22 protein-coding genes are annotated in these 21,519 nt (G+C 71.4%); 13 read left to right on the top strand and 9 right to left on the bottom strand.

Annotated elements, in window-relative coordinates; translation table 11 throughout:
• The first annotated feature begins 64 nt into the window (after positions 1-64).
• Positions 65-1,867 carry a vWA domain-containing protein gene (locus BLQ91_RS18200; protein ID WP_090098049.1) on the top strand — a complete coding sequence of 601 codons (1,803 nt, stop codon included), beginning with the start codon at positions 65-67 and terminating at the stop codon, positions 1,865-1,867.
• The gene (locus tag BLQ91_RS18195; RefSeq protein ID WP_143022701.1) at positions 1,864-3,189 is read left to right on the top strand and encodes an extracellular solute-binding protein; all 1,326 of its coding nucleotides are present in this window, start codon (positions 1,864-1,866) and stop codon (positions 3,187-3,189) included. The genes BLQ91_RS18200 and BLQ91_RS18195 overlap by 4 nt, the downstream gene beginning before the upstream one ends.
• Here the strand turns inward: BLQ91_RS18195 and BLQ91_RS18190 are convergent.
• Genes BLQ91_RS18190 through fabG form a run of 3 tightly spaced genes read right to left on the bottom strand, consistent with a single transcriptional unit; the run spans position 3,186 to position 5,773 of the window.
• Entirely contained in the window at positions 3,186-4,211 is a 1,026-nt protein-coding gene (locus BLQ91_RS18190; protein ID WP_090098047.1) for a ferrochelatase, read from the bottom strand. The genes BLQ91_RS18195 and BLQ91_RS18190 overlap by 4 nt on opposite strands.
• 52 nt (positions 4,212-4,263) lie before the next feature.
• Positions 4,264-5,031, bottom strand: a complete 768-nt coding sequence (gene fabI / locus BLQ91_RS18185) for an enoyl-ACP reductase FabI (RefSeq protein WP_090098046.1) — start codon at positions 5,029-5,031, stop codon at positions 4,264-4,266.
• A 37-nt stretch (positions 5,032-5,068) separates the two neighbouring features.
• Positions 5,069-5,773, bottom strand: coding sequence for a beta-ketoacyl-ACP reductase (gene fabG / locus BLQ91_RS18180; protein ID WP_090098045.1), 705 nt, complete (start codon positions 5,771-5,773; stop codon positions 5,069-5,071).
• A gap of 108 nt (positions 5,774-5,881) precedes the next feature.
• Here fabG and BLQ91_RS18175 point away from each other — a divergent pair, with 108 nt between their 5' ends.
• From BLQ91_RS18175 to BLQ91_RS18150, 6 genes are all read left to right on the top strand, one after another.
• The gene (locus tag BLQ91_RS18175) at positions 5,882-8,455 is read left to right on the top strand and encodes an FAD-binding and (Fe-S)-binding domain-containing protein (protein ID WP_090098230.1); all 2,574 of its coding nucleotides are present in this window, start codon (positions 5,882-5,884) and stop codon (positions 8,453-8,455) included.
• Positions 8,456-8,542: 87 nt separating this feature from the next.
• Positions 8,543-9,345, top strand: a protein-coding gene (locus tag BLQ91_RS18170) for an IS5 family transposase (protein ID WP_425412498.1) whose coding sequence is annotated in 2 segments (ribosomal slippage) — positions 8,543-8,888 and positions 8,888-9,345 — 804 coding nt in all. Because the reading frame shifts where the segments join, the coding sequence is not laid out codon by codon here.
• A 56-nt stretch (positions 9,346-9,401) separates the two neighbouring features.
• The gene (locus BLQ91_RS18165; RefSeq protein ID WP_090098043.1) at positions 9,402-10,061 is read left to right on the top strand and encodes a response regulator transcription factor; all 660 of its coding nucleotides are present in this window, start codon (positions 9,402-9,404) and stop codon (positions 10,059-10,061) included.
• Positions 10,062-11,366, top strand: a complete 1,305-nt coding sequence (locus BLQ91_RS18160) for a sensor histidine kinase (protein ID WP_090098042.1) — start codon at positions 10,062-10,064, stop codon at positions 11,364-11,366. It begins immediately after the preceding gene.
• Positions 11,363-12,226, top strand: a complete 864-nt coding sequence (locus tag BLQ91_RS18155; RefSeq protein ID WP_090098041.1) for a TAXI family TRAP transporter solute-binding subunit — start codon at positions 11,363-11,365, stop codon at positions 12,224-12,226. Before BLQ91_RS18160 ends, BLQ91_RS18155 begins: the two co-directional genes overlap by 4 nt.
• Positions 12,223-12,756, top strand: coding sequence for a dihydrofolate reductase family protein (locus BLQ91_RS18150; RefSeq protein WP_090098040.1), 534 nt, complete (start codon positions 12,223-12,225; stop codon positions 12,754-12,756). Before BLQ91_RS18155 ends, BLQ91_RS18150 begins: the two co-directional genes overlap by 4 nt.
• Here the strand turns inward: BLQ91_RS18150 and BLQ91_RS18145 are convergent.
• The 5 genes from BLQ91_RS18145 to BLQ91_RS42110 form a co-directional block, all read right to left on the bottom strand.
• Positions 12,741-13,706 (bottom strand): VWA domain-containing protein, encoded by a 966-nt coding sequence (locus BLQ91_RS18145; RefSeq protein ID WP_090098039.1) that lies wholly within the window; start codon positions 13,704-13,706, stop codon positions 12,741-12,743. The genes BLQ91_RS18150 and BLQ91_RS18145 overlap by 16 nt on opposite strands.
• A complete protein-coding gene (locus tag BLQ91_RS18140) occupies positions 13,703-14,584 on the bottom strand; it encodes a DUF58 domain-containing protein (RefSeq protein ID WP_176959821.1) in 882 nt (293 codons plus the stop codon). Before BLQ91_RS18140 ends, BLQ91_RS18145 begins: the two co-directional genes overlap by 4 nt.
• Before the next feature lie 59 nt (positions 14,585-14,643).
• Positions 14,644-15,696, bottom strand: a complete 1,053-nt coding sequence (locus BLQ91_RS18135) for an AAA family ATPase (protein WP_090098037.1) — start codon at positions 15,694-15,696, stop codon at positions 14,644-14,646.
• 61 nt (positions 15,697-15,757) lie between these two features.
• A complete protein-coding gene (mobA, locus tag BLQ91_RS42115; protein WP_090098036.1) occupies positions 15,758-16,288 on the bottom strand; it encodes a molybdenum cofactor guanylyltransferase in 531 nt (176 codons plus the stop codon).
• Positions 16,285-16,968: a TetR/AcrR family transcriptional regulator gene (locus BLQ91_RS42110; protein ID WP_090098035.1), complete on the bottom strand. Its 684-nt coding sequence runs from the start codon at positions 16,966-16,968 to the stop codon at positions 16,285-16,287. The genes mobA and BLQ91_RS42110 overlap by 4 nt, the downstream gene beginning before the upstream one ends.
• A gap of 76 nt (positions 16,969-17,044) precedes the next feature.
• Between BLQ91_RS42110 and BLQ91_RS18120 the strand changes: the two genes are divergently transcribed.
• On the top strand, positions 17,045-17,953 hold the full coding sequence (locus BLQ91_RS18120) for an ATP-binding cassette domain-containing protein (protein WP_090098034.1): 909 nt from the start codon (positions 17,045-17,047) through the stop codon (positions 17,951-17,953).
• Positions 17,950-18,693 (top strand): ABC transporter permease, encoded by a 744-nt coding sequence (locus tag BLQ91_RS18115; protein WP_090098033.1) that lies wholly within the window; start codon positions 17,950-17,952, stop codon positions 18,691-18,693. The genes BLQ91_RS18120 and BLQ91_RS18115 overlap by 4 nt, the downstream gene beginning before the upstream one ends.
• Here BLQ91_RS18115 and BLQ91_RS18110 read toward each other — a convergent pair.
• A complete protein-coding gene (locus BLQ91_RS18110) occupies positions 18,680-19,552 on the bottom strand; it encodes an aldo/keto reductase (protein ID WP_281199510.1) in 873 nt (290 codons plus the stop codon). The genes BLQ91_RS18115 and BLQ91_RS18110 overlap by 14 nt on opposite strands.
• A gap of 27 nt (positions 19,553-19,579) precedes the next feature.
• Here BLQ91_RS18110 and BLQ91_RS18105 point away from each other — a divergent pair, with 27 nt between their 5' ends.
• From BLQ91_RS18105 to BLQ91_RS18095, 3 genes are all read left to right on the top strand, one after another.
• Positions 19,580-19,921, top strand: coding sequence for a DUF2203 domain-containing protein (locus tag BLQ91_RS18105; protein WP_090098032.1), 342 nt, complete (start codon positions 19,580-19,582; stop codon positions 19,919-19,921).
• Positions 19,922-20,004: 83 nt separating this feature from the next.
• The gene (locus BLQ91_RS18100; RefSeq protein WP_090098228.1) at positions 20,005-20,553 is read left to right on the top strand and encodes a cysteine hydrolase family protein; all 549 of its coding nucleotides are present in this window, start codon (positions 20,005-20,007) and stop codon (positions 20,551-20,553) included.
• Complete coding sequence (locus BLQ91_RS18095) at positions 20,550-21,452, top strand: GlxA family transcriptional regulator (protein WP_090098031.1); 903 nt, start codon at positions 20,550-20,552, stop codon at positions 21,450-21,452. Before BLQ91_RS18100 ends, BLQ91_RS18095 begins: the two co-directional genes overlap by 4 nt.
• Positions 21,453-21,519 lie beyond the last annotated feature (67 nt).

Genomic DNA, 21,519 nt, shown 5'->3' with positions numbered 1-21,519 from the left:
ACCCGGCAACTCCCCCGGATCTGTCGGTGGCGCCGCATAAGGTGCCCGGTGGGGAGGACGCGGGATGGAGGACGTCGACCAGCGCCGGTCGAGCACGGCACCCCGGTACGCGGGCGCTCTCATGCTGGCCGCGGTCGCCGGGCACCTGCTGTCGGAGACGGCCACGGGCTCGCTCACGACGTGGCAGTCGTGGGTGCTCTACGGCATCGGTGCCACGCTCCTCGTGCTGTCCGCGTCCGCGATCGACTGGCTGAACCGGCTGGCCAAGCGCATCCGGTTGCGCTGGGTGGTGTTCACGGCCGTGCTGCTGGTCGCGGCGGGCGTGATCGCGCTCGCCGGGCCACCGGTGGTCGCGTACGGGCGGGTGCTGCTGCTCGGCTGCCCCCAGCCGACCGAGGTGCGCGTGCTGACGTCGAGGGACGCCGCGCCCGCCTTCGGGGAGGTGGCGCGGAAGTTCGAGCTGCGGACGGCGGCGGAGAACCACGGGTGCCGCACGGCGCGGCTGTACGTCTTCTCGGCGGCGGGTGACCAGGGCGCGGTCGCCCTGCGGTCCTCCTGGTCGTCGCAGGCGCTGCGGGAGATCGGGCCGCACCCGGACGTGTGGGTGCCCGACTCGACCGCGGAGACGGCCGAGGTGGTGCGCCGCACGAGGGGCATCGGGTCGGCGGTGCACGTCGAGCAGGGCAAGCCGGTCGCGTTCTCCCCCGTCGTGCTCGGGGTGCCCGCTGAGCAGGTGCGGGGCGACGTCCCCGCCACACCGGCGACGTGGGGCGAGGCGCTGACCGCCGTGACCGGGGCGGCCATCCCGGTCATCAGGCCGAACCCGCTGGTCGCGACCGACGGCAGGCTCGCCACGACGGCGTTGTACGAGTCGCTCACCCCCGCCGTCGTGGAGCGCCGGGTCGAAGAGGCCGACCGGCCGCGACCGGGGGCGGCGATGATCACGACCGAGCAGGTGCTGCTGCGCTACAACAGGACGAACTGCGCGCGCAAGCCGTGCCTCACGGCCCTGTACCCGGCGGACACCTACCTCGCCGACTACCCGGTGAACCTGGTCTCGTGGGACGCGGCGGACGTGTCGAACCACGCCGCCCGCGAGCCGGCGAGGCGGTTCCAGGCCTGGCTGGGCACGCAGGAGGGCATGACGGCGCTCAACGCCGCCGGGTTGCGTCCGGCGGCGCAGGCGGCGGGCGCCGAGTTCCGCGAGGAGCTCGGGGTGCGGGCCGGTCTGGCGCTCGACCGCGCCGAGGCCGTTCCGGACGAGGCGGCGCAGGCCTCGTTCCAGAAGAGGTACGAGCAGGCCAGGAGGGACGGCCGCGTCTGGCTCACGCTCGACGCGTCCGGGTCGATGACCGAGCCGACGCCGACCGGGGAGACGCGGTTCGCCGTGGCGGTCGACGGCGTCGCCAAGTCCCTCGCCCAGATGGGTCCGAGGGACACCTACGGCCTGTCCGTGTTCAGCGGCACCGAGGTGCGGCCGCTCATCCCGGTCGGCCGCCGCGACAAGGAGGCCGCGGCCGCCGCGCTGAGCACGGTCCGGCCGTCTGGGGGCACACCGCTGCACCAGGCTGTCGTCGACAGCCTCGACCGGATCGGCGCCGACGACGCGGGCCACGTCGGCGCGGTGATCGCGCTGACCGACGGCGAGGACACGACGAGCCCGCAGACCCGGCAGGACGTCGTGGACGCCGTGCGGCGCAAGGGGATCCGCGTGTTCGTGATCGCCGTCGGCGGCGCGAGCTGCGCGACGCACGCGCTGACGGCGATCACGGACGCGTCGGGCGGCGAGTGCCACGACTCGACGACCGACACGCTCGGGGACGACCTGGCGGCCCTGTTCCGCCGGGTGTGGGGAGGGTCCGGATGAGGTGGTTGCGGCGCACGTGGGCGGCCTTGCCGAGACTGGGCCCGCCCGGCGTGGTCTGGGCGAACCGGTCGTGGCTCGCGATGGGCGTGGCCGTCGGCATCGTGCTGACGATCCTGTTCACCAACGGGGTGCAGCCCCTCTTCCGCGAGTCGACCGAGTGGGAGAAGGGCAAGCTCGTCGTGCTCAGCGGCCGCGACCAGAGCGACGGCGGCCAGCGCAGCGCGTTGATCAAGCAGTGGAACGCCGAGCACCCCGAGCACCCGGCGGAGATCGTCGAGCTGCCGGTGGAGGCGGACGGCCAGCGCAGTGAGATGGTCGCGCGGGCCAAGGAGAAGACCGGTTCCGTCGACGTGTTCAACCTCGACGTCACGTGGACCGCCGAGTTCGCCCACTCCGGCCACCTGCGCCCGCTGTCCACAGTGGACACCAGCGGGTTCCTGCGCCGCCCGCTGGAGAGCTGCCGCTACCAGGGCGTGCTGTGGGCGTTGCCGTTCAACACGGACGCGGGCCTGCTCTTCTACCGCAAGGACCTGGTGCAGGAAGATCCGCTCGAGCTCGACGACATCACCAGGACCTCCACCCGCCTGCTGCGGGCCTCGCAGGACGTCCGGCTCACCGCGGGCTACGCGGGCCAGCTCGCCGACTACGAGGGCCTCACGGTCAACGCCCTGGAGCTGATCTGGGCGGAGAAGGGCGACGTCGTCGACGAGACCGGCAAGGTCGTGATCGACTCCGAGCGCACCCGCCGCGCCCTGCGCTGGCTCGCCGACGGCCTGCGGGGTGAGCCGCCGGTGGTGCTGCCGGAGTCCCGTGAGCAGAGCGAGCAGCTCACGACCCAGGCGTTCCGCGACGGCAAGATCGCCTTCATGCGCAACTGGCCGGTGGCGCACCGCATCCTGCAGGGCAACCAGGACGAGTCGGCGGGCCGCCCGCGCATCGACTTCGAGGTGACGCAGCTGACGGGACCGAGCGTGCTGGGTGGCCAGAACCTCGCCATCTCGGCCACGTCCACCAAACCCCGCGCCGCCCAGGCCCTCATCGAGTTCCTCACGGGCCCCCGCAGCCAGCAGCTCCTCTTCGAACGAGGAGGGCTCGCCGCCACCCGCGGCATCGTCTACCAGGACAGCCGGATCGCCACCCAGCACCCGTACGCCGGCACCCTGCTGGACGCCATCGAGGACGCCCGCCTGCGCCCGGTCACCCCGTACTACTCGCGCTTCAGCGACGAGTTCCGCGCGGTCATCCGGTACGCCCTCGACCACGACGGCGCCCTGCCCGGCAACGCCGAGCAGGCGCTGACCGCCGCCTTGCAGGGCCGCTAGGCCCGCGCGGGCCTCTTCACCGGCTCGCAGCACAACGGCGCACAAGGAGCCCCGTTCACCGTGCACCCGGCCGAGGTGAACGACGAGAGCTTCCGCGCCGGAGCCCCGGACGTGTGCTCCGCGACCAGCTCCACCACGAGCTCGGCGAAGCGGGGGTCCGCGTTCGGCGTGGCGGCGCGGGCGAACTCCATGCCCAGCTCCGCGGCACGGTCGCGCGCCTCGGTGTCGAGGTCCCACACCACCTCGAGGTGGTCGGACACGAACCCGATCGGGCACACGACGACGCCGGTGACGCCCTTGGCGTGCAGGGCGTCGACGTGGTCGACGATGTCGGGCTCCAGCCACGGGATCTGCGGCGGGCCGGACCGGGACTGCCACACCACGTCGTACTCGGTGACGCCCAGTTCGGCGGCGACCAGGCGGGACGCCTCGACGACCTGGCGCGAGTAGCGGAAGCCGCCTTCGGAGGGCGGGCCGGCGGCTTTGTCGGCGGACACCGGCACCGAGTGCGCGGTGAACACCAGGCGGTACGCGCCCTCCAGGGACGCCGCCGCGGCACGCACGCCGTCGGCGAAGGCGGAGATGAAGAGCGGGTGGTCGAAGAAATGGCGCAGCTTCACCAGTTCGGGGCCGTCCGGGACGGCCTGCAGCGCCCGCACGATGTCCTCGTCGTACTGGCGGCACGCGGAATAGCCGCCGTACGCGCTCGTCGGGAACACGAGCGCGCGGCGAACACCGGCCGCCTTCATCTGCGCGACGGTGTCCTCGACCATGGGGTGCCAGTTGCGGTTGCCGAAGTAGATCGGCAGCTCGAAACCGGTGGCGCGCACGGCCTCGATCGCCTCGAGGTTCAGGCGGTTGATCGGCGACACGCCGCCGAAGTGCTGGTAGTGGGCCTCGACCTCGTCCAGCCGCTCCGGCGGCACGCCACGTCCGCGAACCACGTTCTCCAGGAAGGGGCGGACGTCTTCAGGACCTTCTGGGCCGCCGAACGACAGCCAGAGCAGCGCATCGAAACTCACCGCTCCATCCAATCAGACGCCCGAACACCTCACACGACGAACAGATGTGACCTCAGAGACCGAGGAAGTGCACGCCGCCGTCGACGAAAACCATCGAGCCCGTGGTGGCCGGGAACCAGTCGGACAGCAGGCCGCAGACCGACTTCGCGACCGGCGTCGGGTCGTCGACGTCCCACGACAGCGGAGCCTTCTCGCCCCACATCTTCTCCAGCTCGCCGAAGCCCGGGATGGACTTCGCGGCCATGGTGCGGACCGGACCGGCCGAGATCAGGTTCACGCGGATGCCGTCCGGGCCGAGGTCGCGCGCCATGTAGCGGTTGATCGACTCGAACGCCGCCTTCGCCGCGCCCATCCAGTTGTAGGCGGGCCACGCCTGACGGGCGTCGAAGTCGAGGCCGACGACCGACGAGCCGTGCGACAGCAACGGGCGAACGGCCTGCACGAGCGCCTTGTAGGAGTACGCGGAGACGTGCATCGCGACCGAGACGTCCTCCCACGGCGCGTCCATGAACGGCGCGCCGAGGCAGCTCTGCGGGGCGAAGCCGATGGCGTGCACGACGCCGTCGAGGCCGTCGACGTGCTCGCGGACGCGGTCGGCCAGCGTGTCCAGGTGCTCCTGGTCCTGCACGTCGAGCTCGACGACGGGCGCGGGCTTGGGCAGGCGCTGGGCGATGCGCTGCACGAGGCTCATCCGGCCGAACCCGGTCAGCACGACCTCGGCGCCCTGTTCCTGGGCGACGCGTGCGACGTGGAAGGCGATCGACGCGTCGGTGATCACACCGGTGATCAGCAGCCGCTTGCCTTCGAGCAGTCCGGTCACTTGGTCCAACCCTTTCGCAGAAAGAAGAACAGAAAATTCAGTGGCCCATGCCGAGGCCGCCGTCGACCGGCAGCACGGCACCGTTGATGTAGCCGGCCTCGTTCGCCGCGAGGAACGTGACGGCGCGCGCGATCTCGTCGGCCGCACCGTAGCGACCGGCGGGGATCTGCTTCAGCGCGGCCTCGCGGACGGCCTCGGGCAGTTCGTTCGTCATGTCCGTGGTGATGAAGCCGGGCGAGACCACGTTCGCGGTGATGTTGCGCGAGCCGAGTTCCAGCGCGATCGAGCGCGCCATGCCGACCATGCCCGCCTTGGACGCCGCGTAGTTGACCTGGCCGGGGCCACCGGTGAGGCCGACGACCGACGAGATGAAGATGATGCGACCGAACTTCTTGCGCAGCATGCCGCGCGAGGCGCGCTGGGCGAACCGGAACGCGCCGGTCAGGTTCGCGTCGACGACCTGGGTGAACTGCTCCTCGCTCATGCGCAGCAGCAGCGTGTCCTGCGTGATGCCCGCGTTGCAGACGAGCACCTCGACGGGACCGTGCGCGGCCTCGACCTCGCTGAAGGCGGCATCGATCTCTTCGGAGTTCGTCACGTCGCACTTCACGCCGAGCAGGCCTTCGGGAGCGCCGGACCCGCGGTGCGTCACCGCGACCTTGTCGCCCTGCGCCGCGAACGCCTGCGCGATGGCGAGGCCGATACCGCGGTTGCCTCCGGTGACCAGAACGGACCGACTCACTAGCTCTCCCTGCAATCGCCGCTGGTTGACCGGGTGAGGCTATCGGCTACCGACAGGTAGACCGGCATCGGCGGAGCCATGTCACATCCGGGCGGGCATGATCGGGTGATGCGGGCCTTTCTCGATCAGCTTCGCCGCGAGGTCGACGGCGACGTCCTCGACGACCCGGCCAGCCGGGCGCTGTACTCGGCGGACGCGTCGAACTACCGGCACGTGCCCCGCGTGGTCGTCCGTCCCCGCACGACGGACGCCGTGGTCGCGGCCGTCGGGATCGCCGCCGGGCACCGCGTGCCGATCACGAGCCGCGGCGCGGGGACGTCCGTCGCGGGCAACGCCTGCGGCACCGGCCTGGTGATCGACTTCAGCCGGTACCTGAACGCGTTCGAGATCAGCGGCGACCGGGCCTTCGCGCAGCCGGGCGCCGTGCTCGACAAGATCAACGCCAGCGCCGGCGAGTACCTCTTCGGCCCGGACCCGTCCACGCACTCGCGCTGCACGATCGGCGGGATGATCGGCAACAACGCGTGCGGCGCGCACTCGGTGAAATGGGGCAAGACCAGCGAGAACGTCGCGAACCTGCGGGTGCTGACCGTCGACGGCCGCACGTTCGACACGACCAGTCCCCCGCCGCTCGCCCTCCCATCGCACGACCCGGCGTGGTTCCCGCAGCTCAGCCGCCGCGTCAGCGGGTACGCGCTGGACGCCCCGACGCTGACGCAGCAGCTCGTCGGCTCCGAGGGGACGTGCGTGGTGCTGCTGGGTGCGGAGCTCCAGCTCGTGCGACGGCCGGAGCGCCGGATCCTCGTCGTGCTCGGTTTCGCGGACACCTACGAGGCCGCCGACCAGGTCACCCAGATCGAGGACGCGCTCGCGATCGAGGGCGTGAACGAGTCCCTCGTGCGCGGCGTCCGCACGCGCCCCGACCTGCCGGAGGGCCGCAGCTGGCTGTTCGTCGAGGTGGAGGACCACCCGGAGCGCGTCGCCGCGATCACGAAGAACTCGATGGTCATCCACGACCCGGCGCACCAGCGGGCGCTGTGGCGGATCCGCGAGGACGGCGCCGGGCTCGCCACCCGCATGGCCGACGGCAGCGAGGCCTGGTCCGGCTGGGAGGACTCGGCCGTCCCCCCGGAACGCCTCGGCGCCTACCTGCGCGAGTTCGACCGGCTGCTGACCGGTTACGGCCGCCGCGGCATCACCTACGGCCACTACGGCGAGGGGTGCATCCACGTCCGCATCGACTTCGACCTGGCGAACGGCTACCGGGAGTTCCTCCAGGACGCCGCGGACCTCGTCGTGAGCCACGGCGGCAGCCTGTCCGGCGAGCACGGCGACGGCCAGGCGCGCTCCGAGTTGCTCAGCCGCATGTACCCGCCCGAGGCGATCAGGGCGTTCCGGGAGTTCAAGCACGCCTTCGACCCGGCGAACCTGCTCAACCCGGGCCGGATCGTGGAGCCGTCGAAACTCGACGACGACCTGCGCATCCTCGTCGCGCCACCGAAGATCCCGACCCGCGCGGAGTTCGCGAGCGACACCCGGCGGTGCGTCGGCGTCGGCAAGTGCCTGAACACCCGCGGCGGCGTGATGTGCCCGAGCTACCGGGTCACCCGCGAGGAGAAGCACTCCACGCGAGGCCGTGCGCACCTGCTGTTCGAGATGCTCAACGGTGACGTGGTCAAGGGCGGCTGGCGGTCACCGGAGGTGGCCGAGGCGCTGGACCTCTGCCTGGGCTGCAAGGGCTGCAAGCGCGACTGCCCGGTCGACGTCGACATGGCGAGCTACAAGGCCGAGTTCCTGCACGAGCACTACAAGCGACGTCCGCGCCCGCGGTCGCACTACGCCATGGGCTGGCTGCCGACGTGGCTGAAGTACGGCCTGGTCACCAGGTTCACCGCGAAGCTCGGCCGGTTCGCGGGCCTCACCCCCGAACGCGAGCTGCCCCGCCCCACCACGAGCCTGGTCCGCCGGCTGCGCCCGCTCGGCCAGGGCGACCCGGTGCTGCTGTTCCCCGACACGTTCACGAACCACTTCGAGCCGGGCGTCGGCCTCGACGCCGCGAACGTTTTGGCGCACTTGGGAAACCGCGTCGAGGTGCCGGCCGCGAACGTCTGCTGTGGACTGACGTGGCACTCGACGGGCCAGCTCCCGAAGGCGCGCCGGGTCGTCGAACGCACCGCGAGGGCGCTGTCCCCGTGGACGAGCGAGGGCGTCCCCGTGATCGGCCTGGAACCGAGCTGCACCGCGTTCCTCCGCGTGGAGGCCCCGAAGCTGTCCGGCGACCCGGCGGTGCGGGCGCTGGCGCGGGCCACCCGGACGTTCGCCGAGCACGTGGAGCCGAAGCTGCCGTCGCTGGAAGGCGCGCGGGACGCCGTGGTGCAGACCCACTGCCACCAGTACGCCGAGCTCGGCTTCGAGCCCGACCGCGCCGCGATGGCGAAGGCGGGCCTGAAGCCGGAGGTCGTCGAGGGCTGCTGCGGCCTCGCCGGCAACTTCGGCTTCGAGAAGGGCCACTACGACGTCTCGATCGCGTGCGCCGAGCAGGACCTGCTGCCCGCGTTGCGGGACAACGAGAACGCCCTGGTGATCGCGGACGGCTTCAGCTGCCGCACGCAGATCCGCCACACCACCGACCGCGAGCCCGTCCACCTCGCCAGCGCGCTGGCGGCCCGACTCGGCCTCTGAGGCTTCTTTACAGTCACTTAGTGACCAGTTCAAAATGAGCTGGCGTGTCGGCTTTGCCTGCGGGGCAGGACATTCAAAGATCATGGTGTGCGTGAGGAGGTCCTGACCGACGAGCTGTGGGCTCGGCTGGAACCGTTGATCCCGATGTCTCCGAGGCGTTTCCGCTATCCGGGTCGCCGGCGTGCCGACGACCGCGCCGCGCTGGAGGGCATCCTCTACGCGGTGCGCACTGGCATCGGCTGGAACCGGCTGCCCACCGCCTTGTTCGGCGCATCAGGCTCGACCTGCTGGCGGCGGTTGACCGAATGGCACGAAGCCGGCGTCTGGCAGCAACTGCACGAGCTGCTGCTCGCCGAGCTACGCGCCGCCGGGCTGCTGGACCTGTCCGCTGCCCTGGTCGACTCCACCCACCTGCGCGCGTTCAAAGGGGGGACCACACCGGGCCGAGCCCGGTCGACCGCCGCAAACTCGGCTCCAAGCACCACCTGATCACCGACGCGGGTGGCATCCCGCTGGCCGTCACACTCACCGGCGGGCACCGCAATGACGTCACTCAGCTGATTCCGCTCATCGACGCGATCCCGCCGATCCGCGGCGTGGTCGGCAAACCACGCCGCCGACCGCGCCGGATCTACGCCGACCGCGGCTACGACCATGACAAGTACCGGCGCCTGGTCCGCGCCCGCGGCATCACGCCCATCATCGCCCGCCGCGGCGTCGAACACGGCTCCGGCCTGGGCACGGTCCGCTGGCCGGTCGAACGCACCTTCGCCTGGCTCAAAGGCTTCCGACGACTCCGCATCCGCACCGAACGCCGAGCCGACGTCCATCAGGCCATGCTCAGCCTTGCCTGCTCGATCATCTGCCTGCGCAAACTCATTCTGAACTGATCTCTTAGGCGCGTCGACACGCCCCGGAAACGGGCGTCGGGGGCGATACTGCTCCCATGCGGGTGCTGTTGGTCGAAGACGACGACGGTGTCGCCGACGCCCTGGTGGAAGCGCTGCGGGCGAACGGCCACCGGCCTGCCCGCGTGCGCCGGGGAGCCGACGCGCTGATCGCCCACCGCGACGCCGACGTGGTGCTGCTCGACCTCGGCCTGCCCGACCAGGACGGGCTGGAGGTGCTGCGCAAGCTCCGCAAGATCGATCCGGTGCCCGTGCTCGTGCTGACCGCCCGCGGTGACGAGCGCACCGTGGTGCGAGGGCTCCGGCTCGGCGCGGACGACTACCTGGTCAAGCCGGTGCGGCTGGCCGAGTTGCTGGCGCGCATCGACGCCGTGGCCCGGCGCAGCGCGGCGCGGTCGCGGGAACCGGACGACGTGGTGCGGGTGTCCGACGTGGAGATCGACCTGCAGAGCCGCCAGGTCGTGGTCGGCGGACGCGAGATCTCGTTGACCACCAAGGAGTTCGACGTCCTCGCCGTGCTGGCGCGCAGGCCCGGCACGGCGGTGAGCCGGCAGCAGCTGATGGACGAGGTGTGGGGCAACGCGTTCGTGGCGGTGTCGCGGACGCTCGACGTGCACCTCACGCAGTTGCGCGCCAAGCTCGACCGGCCCGGGCTGCTGCACACGATCCGCGGTTTCGGCTACCGGCTCGGTGAATAGATGCGGCAACGGCTTCTGTTGGTGCTGCTGCTGTTCTCGCTCTCGGCGGTGACGGCGTTCGCCTTCCCGTTGCTGATGAGCACGGCGTCGGAACGCACCCAGCAGTTCGTGATCAGCCGGACCGCCGACCTGGACCGCTTCGCCACGCTGCCCGTGGACGTCGTGGTGTCCGAGGCGGAGCGGTACGCCGAGGTCTACGGCGAGGAGATCGTGGTCGTCGACGCGTCCGGCACACCGGTCGTCGAGTCGGGCATGAAGGCGGCGGACGTGTCGGCGCAGATCGACGCGGCGTTGCGGAACCAGCCGTCCGCGCCCGTGCCGACGGTGATGCCGTGGAGCGCCGGCGACGTGCTGTTCGCGCGGCCCGTGGGCATCGGCACGAAGGTCGCGGGCGCCGTGGTGCTGCGTGCCTCCACGCGTGTGGCCGCTCTGGACGTGGCACGGCGCTGGACCCTCGTGCTCGCCGGCGCCCTGCTGGCGGCCTGCGCGTGCGTGCTGCTGGCGCTCGTCGTCTCCCGCTGGCTGCTGCGGCCGTTGAAGGAGCTCGACCGCGGCGTGCGGGCCGTGGCGGAAGGGCAGCAGCGCACGCACGTCGCCGACACCGCCGGGCCGGCCGAGCTGCGGGCGTTGTCGGAGTCGTTCAACCGCATGTCCGACGCGGTCGCCGAGGCCGCGGACCAGCAACGGCGCCTCATCGCCGACGCCTCGCACCAGCTGCGCAACCCCATGGCGGCACTGCGGCTGCGCGTGGACATGCTGCCGTCCAACGGTTCCCTGCTCACCGAGGTCGAACGCCTGGAGTCGCTGCTCGACGGCCTCCTCGCCCTCGCCTCGGCCGAGAGCACCGCCACCGAACGCGCCGCGGGAGGCGTCGAACCCGAGCTCGCCGACCTCCAGGTCGTCGCGCACGACCGGGTCGACGCGTGGCGGGCGGCGGCGCAGGCGAAGGGCGTCACGATCACCGTCGAGGACCGCGCGCCCGGCCTCGTGCGGTGCGCGGTTTCGGACCTCGCCCAGGTGCTGGACGTGGTGCTGGACAACGCCATCAAGTACGGCGGCACCGAAGTCGTCGTCACCTGCGACCGCGCCACGCTCACCGTGCGGGACAACGGACCAGGTCTGTCCAAAAAGGATATCGAACACGCCACCGAACGCTTCTGGCGCGGCGACGACTCGCAGCGGGGCACCGGCCTCGGCCTGGCGATCGCGGAACGGATCGTCACCGCGCACAACGGGAAGCTGACGCTGCACACCGACCACGGCCTGGTCGTGACGGTGGACCTGCCGAAGGAGCCGCTGCTGTGAAGCGACGCGCCTTCCTGCTCGGCGCGCTGGCCCTGACCGCGTGCGGCACCTCGGAACCCGAAGGCACCATCAGGATCGCCGGCGGCGAGCCCGGCGGTTTCTACCACGACTTCGCCGCCCTGATCTCGCGCCTCGCCCCGAGCCCGCTCACCATCACGCCGATCCAGACCGGCGGCAGCGCGGACAACCTGAAGCACCTGCGCGAGGGCACCGCCGAGATCGGCCTGACGCTGAGCGACAGCGCGCACCTGGAACCCGGTCTCGTCGCCCTGGGCCGCGTCTACGAGAACTACCTGCAGCTCGTGGTCCTCGACTCATCCCCGTACCGCACGCCGGCCGACCTCGCCGGCGAACCGGTCTCGCTGGGCGCGACGGGATCCGGTGCCGCGCTGCAGGGCGAACGGCTCGCGCTGGGCGTGCGGGAGGAGCACTACCCGCTGCGCAACGCCGTGGACGCGTTGAAGGCGGGCGAGATCGCCGCGCTGCTGTGGTCCGGCGGCGTGCCGACCCCGGAGCTCGACAAGGCCACCGGCATCAGGCTGCTGCCGCTGGACGGCTTCCTGCCGAGGCTGCGCCAGCAGCACGGCAAGGTCTACGAACGCGTCGACGTGCGCATGGGCGTCTACGGCTCCCCCGTCGACATCCCGACGATCGGCACGCCGAACCTGCTGGTGTGCCGCCCGGACCTGAGCGCGGCCCACGCGGGCGCCGTCGTGCGGATGCTCGTGGGCAAGGCGGCGCAGCTCGTGCCGCAGCAGGCGCTCGGCACCCAGTACCTCGACGTGCGCAGTCTCATCGACACGGGCAAGGTGCCGCTGCACCCCGGTGCGGCGGCGGAGTACCGGAGGCTTCACGGATGATCAGCACGATGGCGTCGATCTCGCTGGACGGGTTCTTCGAGGGCCCGGACCACGACATCGACTGGCACCACATGAGCGATGAGCTGCACAGCCACATCAACGCCGAACTCGCCACGTTCGGCACGTTCGTCAACGGCCGCCGCAACCACGACCTGATGCTCGACGCCTGGCCGCACGCCGAGGACCACCCCGAGTGGCCGCGGGCGATGCTCGACTTCGCGCCGATCTGGCGCAACACCCGCAAGATCGTCTACTCGCGCACGCGCACGTTCACCGAGTGGAACACCGAAACGCGCACCGAGGTCGACCCGGACGAGATCCGCGCGCTCGAAGGCGACGTCATGGTCGGCGGCAACGAGCTGCTGCAGACGTTCTTCGAGCACGACCTGGTCGACGAGATCCGGCTCTACGTCAACCCCGTCGCGATCGGCTCCGGTACGCCGTTCTTCCGCAAGCCGAACGCCCTGGCGCTCAGGGGCACCAGGGCGTTCGGCAACGGAGTGGTGCTGCTCACCTACGGCAGGCGCTGACCCAGCAGCAGAGCGGCGGCGGCGGCGAACATCGCCGTCAGCGTGCCGAGCAGCAACCACGGCTTCGACGCGTCCGCCTGCTTCTTCTCATAACCGATCTGCTCGCCGAGCGTGTCGTAGACGCGCCGCAGCTCCTCGGCCGAGGCGGCCTTGAAGAACTCGCCGCCGGAGATCTTCGCGATCTCCTTCATCGAGTCGTCGTCGACGGGCACGGACTGCTGCCGGCCCTCGATGTCGACCACGCCTTCCTCGGTGCCGAACGAGATCGTGGAGATCGGGATCCCGGCCTTCTTCGCGTCCTCGGCCGCGTCGAACGCCTTGCGGGTGCCGACGGTCTCCTTGCCGTCCGTCATCAGCACGATGCGGGCGGGCGGCGGGCCCTCGGCGCCGCCGACGACCTTGCCGAACGAGTCGATCGACGCCATCGCGGCCACCAGCGCGTCACCGGTCGCGGTCGACTGGGCGAGCTTGAGCCCGTCGATCGACTGCGAGACGGCGGCGCGGTCGGTGGTCGGCGCGACCAGCACGGTGGCCGAGCCGGCGAACGAGATCAGGCCGAGGTTGATGCCCGGCGTGAGGCCCTCGGCGAACGACTTGGCGGCCACCTGCGCGGCTTCCAGGCGTGAGGGCTTCACGTCCGTCGCCTTCATCGACAGCGACACGTCGACCACGAGCATGACCGTCGCCCGGTTGCGCGGCACCCGTTGCTCCGAGGTCGGCCCGGCGAGAGCCACCGTCAGCAGAGCCAGGGCCGCCAGCAGGAACGCCGCCGGGACGTGGCGCGACCAGCGGTCCCGCTTGGGCGCGACCTTCTCCAGCAGCTCCAGGTTCGTGAACCGGAGCACCCGCTTGCGGCGCGTCCGCTGCACCACCACGTACCCGGCGGCGAGCAGGCCGACCGCGACGAGCAGCAGGAACCACCACGGGGTGACGAAGTTCGAGAAGCTCACGCGACACCCCCGGACCAGCGGCGCTTGCGCGCCACCACGAATCGAACCGTGTCCGCGATCCAGTCCGAGTCGGTCCGCAGCACCAGGTGCCCGGCGCCCGCGCGCCGCAGCCCCGCCGCCACGTCGGCCCGGTGCTCGGCGGCCGCGGCGTTGAACTCCTTGCGCAGCAACGCCGACGCGGTCACCTCGCGCTGCCGCCCGCTCTCCGGGTCGGACAGCACGACGGTGCCGACCTCGGGCAGGTCGACGTCACGCGGGTCGACGACCTCGATGGCGACGATGTCGTGCCGTGCGGACAGGGCCCGCAGGGGTCGCTGCCACTCCACGCCGCCGAGGAAGTCGGAGATCACCACGATCAGGCCGCGCCGGCGTGGAGGCCTGCGCAGCTGCTCCAGCAACGCCGCCAGGTCGCCGCGCGTGCCTTCCGCCGCCCGGGGCGTCTCGGCGATCTTGCGGATCATGCCGCGTGCGTGCGCCAGTCCGCCGCGGGCGGGGATGCGGATGTTCTCCGCGCCCGTCGAGACCGCGGCGCCGATGCGGTTGCCGCCGCCGCGCGTCAGGTGCGCGACCGCGGCCGTCGCGGCGATGGCCAGGTCGCGCTTCTCGCACGCCGCCGTGCCGAAGTCGAGCGACGGCGACAGGTCGATGGCGAGCCACGTCTCAAGCTCGCGGTCCGCGACGGTCTCGCGGATGTGCGGGACCGTCGTGCGCGCGGTGACCGCCCAGTCCATCCGGCGCACGTCGTCACCGGGCTGGTAGGTCCGCGCCTCGCCGGGCTCGGTGCCCGGTCCCGGGACGAGACCGAGGTGGTTGCCCTGCAGCAGGCCGTCCAGGCGGCGCCGGACGTCGAGCTCGAGCATGCGCAGCGCGGCCTCCATGCGGACACCGCGCAGCACGGGCGGCGCCCACGAAGGGCGCTCCTCGGTCTTCTCCCTGCTCACTGCCTACCAGCCGGAACCGGCGGCTGCTGCGGACGGGCCGACACCTGCGGCAACGGCACGATCTGCAGCACGCGCGTGATGATGTGGTCGATCGGGACGCCGTCGGCCAGCGCGTCGTAGGACAGCACGAGGCGGTGGCGCAGCACGTCCGGAACGACGTCCACGACGTCCTGCGGGAGCACGTAGTCACGGCCGCGCACGAGCGCGAGGCCACGCGCGGCGGCGATGATGCCGAGCGAAGCGCGCGGCGAGGCACCGTAGGCGACCCAGCCGGCGACGTCGGTGAGGCCGTGCTCGGCGGGGGCGCGGGTCGCGATCACGAGGCGCACCACGTAGTCGACGAGCGCGTGGTGGACGAAGACGCGCGACGCCACGCCCTGCAGGCGCACCAGCTCCTCCGCGGAGAGGACCTGGTTCGGCGTGGGCGCCTCGACACCCATGCGGTAGACGATCTCGCGCTCTTCCTCGGCCGTGGGGTACTCGACCTGGATCTTGAACAGGAACCGGTCGCGCTGCGCCTCGGGCAGCGGGTACACGCCCTCGTTCTCGATCGGGTTCTGCGTCGCCAGCACGAGGAACGGGTTCGGCATCGGAAAGGTCCTGCCACCGATGGACACGTGCCGCTCGGCCATGACCTCGAGCATCGCCGACTGCACCTTGGCGGGTGCGCGGTTGATCTCGTCGGCGAGCACGAAGTTCGCGACGACGGGGCCGAGCTCGACGTCGAACGCCTCGCTGGACTGGCGGTAGATGCGGGTGCCGAGGATGTCGGCGGGCACCAGGTCGGGCGTGAACTGCACGCGCGAGAACGAGCCGCCCACGACACGGGCGAACGTCTCGACGGCGAGCGTCTTCGCGACGCCCGGCACACCTTCGAGCAACAGGTGGCCCTTGGCCAGCAGACCCACGAGCATCCGCTCGACGAGCCGGTCCTGGCCGACGATCACCCGCTTCACCTCGAACACGGTGCGTTCGAGCAACTGGGCGTCACGAGCCGGGGTGACGGGCGCCGATGCGTTCGGCGTTGCCTCGGCGGCGGGCTCGGTCACGTGCGGGCCTCCATGCGGAACAGGGTTTACCGATCGTCGAACAGTCTTACTCCCCGCCTGTTCAACCGCTGTGAAGGGTGTCCAGGTCGGCGGGCGTGTCGACGTCCTGGGCCTCACCGGGCAAAGCGGGCACTTCGACGGGGTGGAGCTGCAGGAGAGTCTTGCGCAGCGGCAGGTTCCGCGGATCCCCGGGGAGGGCCTCGCGCAGCTGCGCGGTGTTCCAGAAGCCGATCAGCCACTGGACGCGGTCGTCCCTGAGCACGGCGTTGCGCCCCGCCGCCCGCAGCCGGGCGATGGTGTCCTTCGTCAGGCCGGGCTGGTCGACGGCGAGCACCGCGACCCACTCCTCGGTGACCTCCGCGAGCCCGGCGGCCAGCCCGGCGAGCGGTCCGCCGCCGGGCGGGTCCTCGCGCGCCCAGACCACGCCGGGCAGGTCCTTCTCCGGCCCCACGACGACCTTCTGGCTCGCGTCGTCCACAACGGACAGCACGTGGTCGAGCAGGGTCGCGTCCCGGAAGGACAGCGCGGCCTTGTCGACGCCGCCGAGCCGTTCGCCCCTGCCCCCGGTCAGGACGACCACCGCGTACGTCACGCCCGGCCTCCGATGTGCGCCGCGACGCCTTCCAGGAACAGGCGCAGGCCGAAGTCGAAGTCGGCGTCGAGGTCCCCGACGTCCTGCACGTCGTCGAGGTCGAAGACGCCGGCGGCGATGACCTCCGCGAGCGCGGGCATCCGGCGGGGGTCGACGATCTGGCGCAGCCGCTGCCCGTACCGGTGGCCGAACTGGCCGGGGTCCTGCTCGAACCCGCTGGCCAGCGTGACGCTCAGGCGTGCTTCGCCCTGCACGAACGTCGACAGCCCCATGACCACGCCGACCTTCTCCCCCGGTTCGAGCGGCGTGTCGTCGAGGGCGGTGAGCGCGCGGTCGAACCAGGCGAGGTTGCGCGGCCCGGAGGGCGGTCCGCTGACCGGGATCTGCAGGAACCACGGGCGCCTGCGGATCGCCGCCAGCACCGCCTTCGCCCAGAAGCCGAGCTTGTCGCGCCACTCCCCGTCCGGCAGCGGCGGCGGGTCCTCCATCGCCTCGTCCCACATGAGGGCGAGCAGCTCGTCCTTGCTCTTCACGTGGCGGTAGAGCGCCATCGTGGCGTTGCCCATCTCCTGGGCGACGCGGGCCATGGAGACGGCGGCGAGCCCCTCGGCGTCCGCGATCGCGATGGCGGTCCGCGTGATGTCGGCGGCGTCGATGGTCGGCTTGCGCCCCCTCTTCATGCCCTCTAGTCAAACAGATGCGTATGTCATACGCTAATCCACATATTGCGTATCCGGTACGCATAAAGGGGGTTCGATGATCGTCGAGACAGAGGGTCTGACGAAGAGGTACGGCACCCGGACGGTGCTCAACGGGCTCGACCTGGAGGTGGCGGAGGGATCAGTGCTCGCGCTGCTCGGGCCGAACGGCGCGGGCAAGACGACCACGATCCGCGTCCTGAGCACGCTGACCAGGCCCGACGGCGGCTCGGCTCGGGTGTGCGGGTTCGACGTGGTGCGCCAGGCCGCGGACGTCCGCGGCGTGATCAGCCTGACCGGCCAGTACGCGGCGGTCGACGAGGAGCAGACCGGCCGCGAGAACCTGGTCATGATCGCCCGCCTGCACCGCCGCACCAGGCCGGCGGCACGCGCGCGGGCGTCCGAGTTGCTGGAGCGGTTCGGCCTGGTGGACGCCGCGGACCGGCGGGTGCGCACCTACTCCGGCGGCATGCGCCGGCGCCTGGACCTCGCGATGAGCCTGGTGGCGAGGCCGCGGCTGCTGTTCCTGGACGAGCCGACCACCGGCCTCGACCCGGTGAGCCGCACGACGACGTGGGACGCGATCGGCGACCTCGTGCGCGACGGCGTGACGATCTTCCTCACGACCCAGTACCTGGAGGAGGCCGACCGGCTCGCCGACCGGATCGTGGTGTTGCACAACGGGGGCGTCGTCGCGGACGGCACTGCGGACGCGTTGAAGAACTCGGTCGGCGGCACCCGGCTCGACCTGACCTTCGCGAGCCGGGAGGAGGCGCTGCGGGCCCGATCCGCCGTCGGCGGGCTCGCCGACGGCCCCACCCTGGGCCTGCCGTCCGACGGCAGCGCCGCCCACCTGCACCGCGTCCTGGACGACCTGCTCGCCGCACGGATCCACGTGCTGCGCGTGGCCACGCACCGGCCGACCCTGGACGACGTCTTCACGACCCTGACGGCGGTGGCGGCGTGAGCGCGGCGACGACGATGGTCGGCCGCAGCATCCGGCTGAGCCGCCGCAACCTCGACACCGCGATCATGGCGGTGGTGCTGCCGGTGCTGATGATGGCGCTGTTCGTCTACGTGTTCGGCGGCGCGATCAGCTCCGTGCAGTCCTATGTGGACTACGTGGTGCCCGGCATAGTGGTGCTGTGCACCGGCTACGGCGCCACGTCCACCGCGATGCCGGTGGCCGACGACATGAAGAAGGGCGTCGTCGACCGGTTCCGCTCGATGCCCATCAGCGGCTTCAGCGTGCTGACCGGCCACGTGGTCGCCTCGGTCGCCCGCAACGCCCTGGCGACGTTCGCGGTCGTGCTCGTGGCCCTGCTGATGGGCTTCCGGCCCACGGCGTCGGTCGGCGCGTGGGCGCTCGCGATGGGCCTGCTGCTCGTCTACGTGCTGGCGCTGTCCTGGCTGGCCGCGGGCTTCGGCGTGATCGCCCGGTCCGTCGAGTCGGCGAGCCTGCTCGGGTTCTTCATGCTCTTCCTCCCCTACCTGAGCAGCGCTTTCGTCCCGGTGGCGACGATGCCGCCCTGGTTGCGCGCCGTCAGCGAGCACCAGCCGATCACCCCGGTCATCGAGACCGTGCGCGCCCTGCTCACCGACCAGCCCGTCACCTCGGGCCGGCCGGCTCTGGCGTGGTCGGGCGGCCTGCTGGTGGTGGCCTTCACCTGGGCCACGTGGCTGTTCCGGCGGATCAGCTCCCGCTGAGGTGGACCGCGTCGAGGCGGGTGAGCTCCTCGGGGGTGAGCCGCAACTCGCCCGCCTCGACGTTCTGCCGCAGGTGCCCGGGATCACCGGTGCCGGGGATGACCAGCACGTGCGGCCCCCTCGCGAGCGTCCACGCGAGCCGGACCTGCGCGGGCGAGACGCCCCGGTCGCGCGCTATCGCGGTGACCTCGTCGTCATCGGCCGACGTGCCGGCCTCCTGGTTCGCGCCGGCAAGGGCGAAGAACGGCACGAACGCGATCCCCCGCTCCCCGCAGACGCCGAGGAAGTCGTCCTGTTCGGGGTGGTGCCCCAGCCCGTAGGAGTTCTGTACGCACACGACGTCCGTGATCCGCTGCGCCTGGTCGAGGTGGTGGAGCTTCACGTTCGACAACCCCAGGTGCCTGATGAGACCGGTCTCCCGGAGCTCCGCCAACGCCTCGAAGTGCGCGCTCACGTCGTCGAGCCCGCTGACCCGCAGGTTCACCACGTCGAGGTGGTCGCGGCCGAGCTGCCGCAGGTTCTCCTCGACCTGGCCGCGGAGCTGCCCCGGCGTGGCGAGCGGCAGCCACTCCCCCTGCGGCGTCCTCCCGGGACCGACCTTGGTGACGACGACCAGGTCCTCCGGGTACGGCGACAGCGCGCTGTTGATGAGCTCGTTGGCCGACCGCGTGGCCGAGAAGTAGAACGCGGCCGTGTCGACGTGGTTGATCCCGAGCTCCACCGCTTCCCTGAGGACCCGGATCGCCTGCCCGCGGTCGCGCGGCCGCGCAGCGGGGTCGAACGCGGTCCCCTCCTGCGGCAGGCGCATGGCGCCGAACCCGATCCGGTTCACGGTGAGGTCACCCAGTCGCCACTGCACCCCTGCCACTGTGCCAGCCTTGGTCCCGTGGGACTGTTCACGCTCGCCGAAGCCCGGACCGAACTGGCGCGCCTGCTGCCGGTGCTCGACGAGATCGTGCGCCTGCGCGCCGACGCCGCCGAACTGGCCGCGGGCGGGTCCTCGCTGGGCGGGCTGCCGGAGTTCAAGGCCGCGCAGGCGAGGCTGGACGAGCTGATGGAGTCGGTGCAGCGGACCGGGGCCGAGCTGAAGGGCTTCGCCCCGTTGCTGGTCGACTTCCCCAGCGAGAGGGACGGGGTGCCGGTGCTGCTGTGCTGGCTCGAGGGCGACCGGGAGCTGGGCTGGTACCACCGGACCGATCTGGGGTTCGCCGGCCGCCGTCCGCTGTGATCTCCAGGGCGTGACCGGATCCGTCCGCTCCTCGGCCGGGTCGTGCCTCGTGGCCGGCGTCGCGCACGGCGAGGCTGGTGGTCATGAAGCGAGCATTGATCGTCATCGACGTGCAGGAGTCGTTCCGCCAGCGGGCCAGCTGGGCCGAGGTGTCGAACCCCGGCGTCGTGGGCAAGGTCAACCAGCTCGTCGACATGAGTCGCGACGCCGGTGACCTCGTCGTGTGGGTGCTGCACTCCGAACCCGGCTCCGGCGACGTGTTCGACCCCGCGCTCGGGCACGTGCGGCTGATCGACGGCCTCGAGCCCCTCGACGACGAGCAGGTGCTGACCAAGACGTCGCACAACGCGTTCACCACGACGAACCTCCAGCAGACCCTGACGCAGCACGGGGTGCGGGAGCTGCTGGTCAGCGGCATCCGGACCGAGCAGTGCTGCGAGACGACGACCCGCGTCGGGTCCGACCTCGGGTTCGACATGACGTTCGTGACGGACGCGACGGCCACCACGCCGCTGCCGCACTGGCGGACCGGCAAGGTGCTCGGCGTCGAGGAGGTCGTCGAACGGACGGAGTACGTGCTGGCGGGCCGGTTCGCGCGGATCTCGGACGTCGCTACGCTGACCGGATCGTGACCAGAGTCGTCTTCCTGCTCGTGCCCGGAGTGCACCTGCTCGACCTCGCGGGGCCGGCGCAGGTGTTCTCCAGCGCCGCCGACCTCGTGGGCGGCTACATGTTGTCGTATGTGGGCGACGCGGACACCGTGCTGAGCCATCAGGGCGTGCCGCTGGGGGCGTCGACCGAGCTGCCCTCTCTCGACGCGGACGACCTGGTGTTCGTGCCGGGGTGGCGGTCACCGAAGATCGCGGGCACGGGGCACCTGTCCGAACGCGCGTTGGCGTGGTTGCGCTCGCACCACGCCGCCGGCGGCATGGTCGCGAGTGTGTGCGCCGGCGCGGATGCGTTGGGGCGCGCGGGCCTGCTCGAAGGCCGCCGCTGCACCACGCATCACGAACTGCAAGAGGAGCTCGAACGACGCTACCCGCGCGCACAGGTCGTGCGCGATGTCTTGTTCGTGGAAGACCATCGCGTCGTGACGTCGGCAGGTATCGCGAGCGGGATCGACCTTGCGCTGCACTTGGTCGCCGTGCGCCACGGGCCTTCCACAGCCGCCGCGATCGCACGCACGATGGTGATTTACGCGCGTAGGAACGGTGACGACCAGCAGGCGAGCGTGCTGCTGCGGTACCGGTCGCACATCAACGAGACGGTGCACCGCATTCAGGACGTGATCGAGTCACGGCTCGCGGACCGACTCTCACTCGCGGAACTGGCCGCACACGCGGGATGCAGCGAACGCACCGTGACACGGTTGTTCGGCCGTGCGACAGGTATGACGCCGTTGAAGTACCAGCAAGCGTTGCGCGTCGAACGGGCCGAACACCTCATCGGTCAGGGCGCCACGGTCGAGACCGCCGCGCGCAACGTCGGCTTCGAGGACGCCCGCATGCTGCGCCGGTTGCGTTCGCGCTGAGCCGCACGCGTGCGGCCGTCCACTGTCGACCGAACACCCTTGCACGCCACCGGAACCGGCCTAAGCT

Source organism: Lentzea jiangxiensis (assembly GCF_900104175.1).
Classification (GTDB): domain Bacteria; phylum Actinomycetota; class Actinomycetes; order Mycobacteriales; family Pseudonocardiaceae; genus Lentzea; species Lentzea jiangxiensis.
The sequence above is the reverse complement of the archived record's forward strand: the minus strand, read 5'-3'. Positions and strand labels throughout refer to the sequence as shown.

Coding starts and splice junctions, on each gene's coding strand:
- BLQ91_RS18175 (WP_090098230.1), top strand. CDS start 5,882: ATGCGGGCCTTTCTCGATCAGCTTCGCCGCGAGGTCGACGGCGACGTC.
- BLQ91_RS42110 (WP_090098035.1), bottom strand. CDS start 16,968: ATGAAGAGGGGGCGCAAGCCGACCATCGACGCCGCCGACATCACGCGG.
- BLQ91_RS18200 (WP_090098049.1), top strand. CDS start 65: ATGGAGGACGTCGACCAGCGCCGGTCGAGCACGGCACCCCGGTACGCG.
- BLQ91_RS18165 (WP_090098043.1), top strand. CDS start 9,402: ATGCGGGTGCTGTTGGTCGAAGACGACGACGGTGTCGCCGACGCCCTG.
- BLQ91_RS18150 (WP_090098040.1), top strand. CDS start 12,223: ATGATCAGCACGATGGCGTCGATCTCGCTGGACGGGTTCTTCGAGGGC.
- BLQ91_RS18140 (WP_176959821.1), bottom strand. CDS start 14,584: ATGGAGGCCGCGCTGCGCATGCTCGAGCTCGACGTCCGGCGCCGCCTG.
- BLQ91_RS18100 (WP_090098228.1), top strand. CDS start 20,005: ATGAAGCGAGCATTGATCGTCATCGACGTGCAGGAGTCGTTCCGCCAG.
- BLQ91_RS18195 (WP_143022701.1), top strand. CDS start 1,864: ATGAGGTGGTTGCGGCGCACGTGGGCGGCCTTGCCGAGACTGGGCCCG.
- BLQ91_RS18120 (WP_090098034.1), top strand. CDS start 17,045: ATGATCGTCGAGACAGAGGGTCTGACGAAGAGGTACGGCACCCGGACG.
- BLQ91_RS18160 (WP_090098042.1), top strand. CDS start 10,062: ATGCGGCAACGGCTTCTGTTGGTGCTGCTGCTGTTCTCGCTCTCGGCG.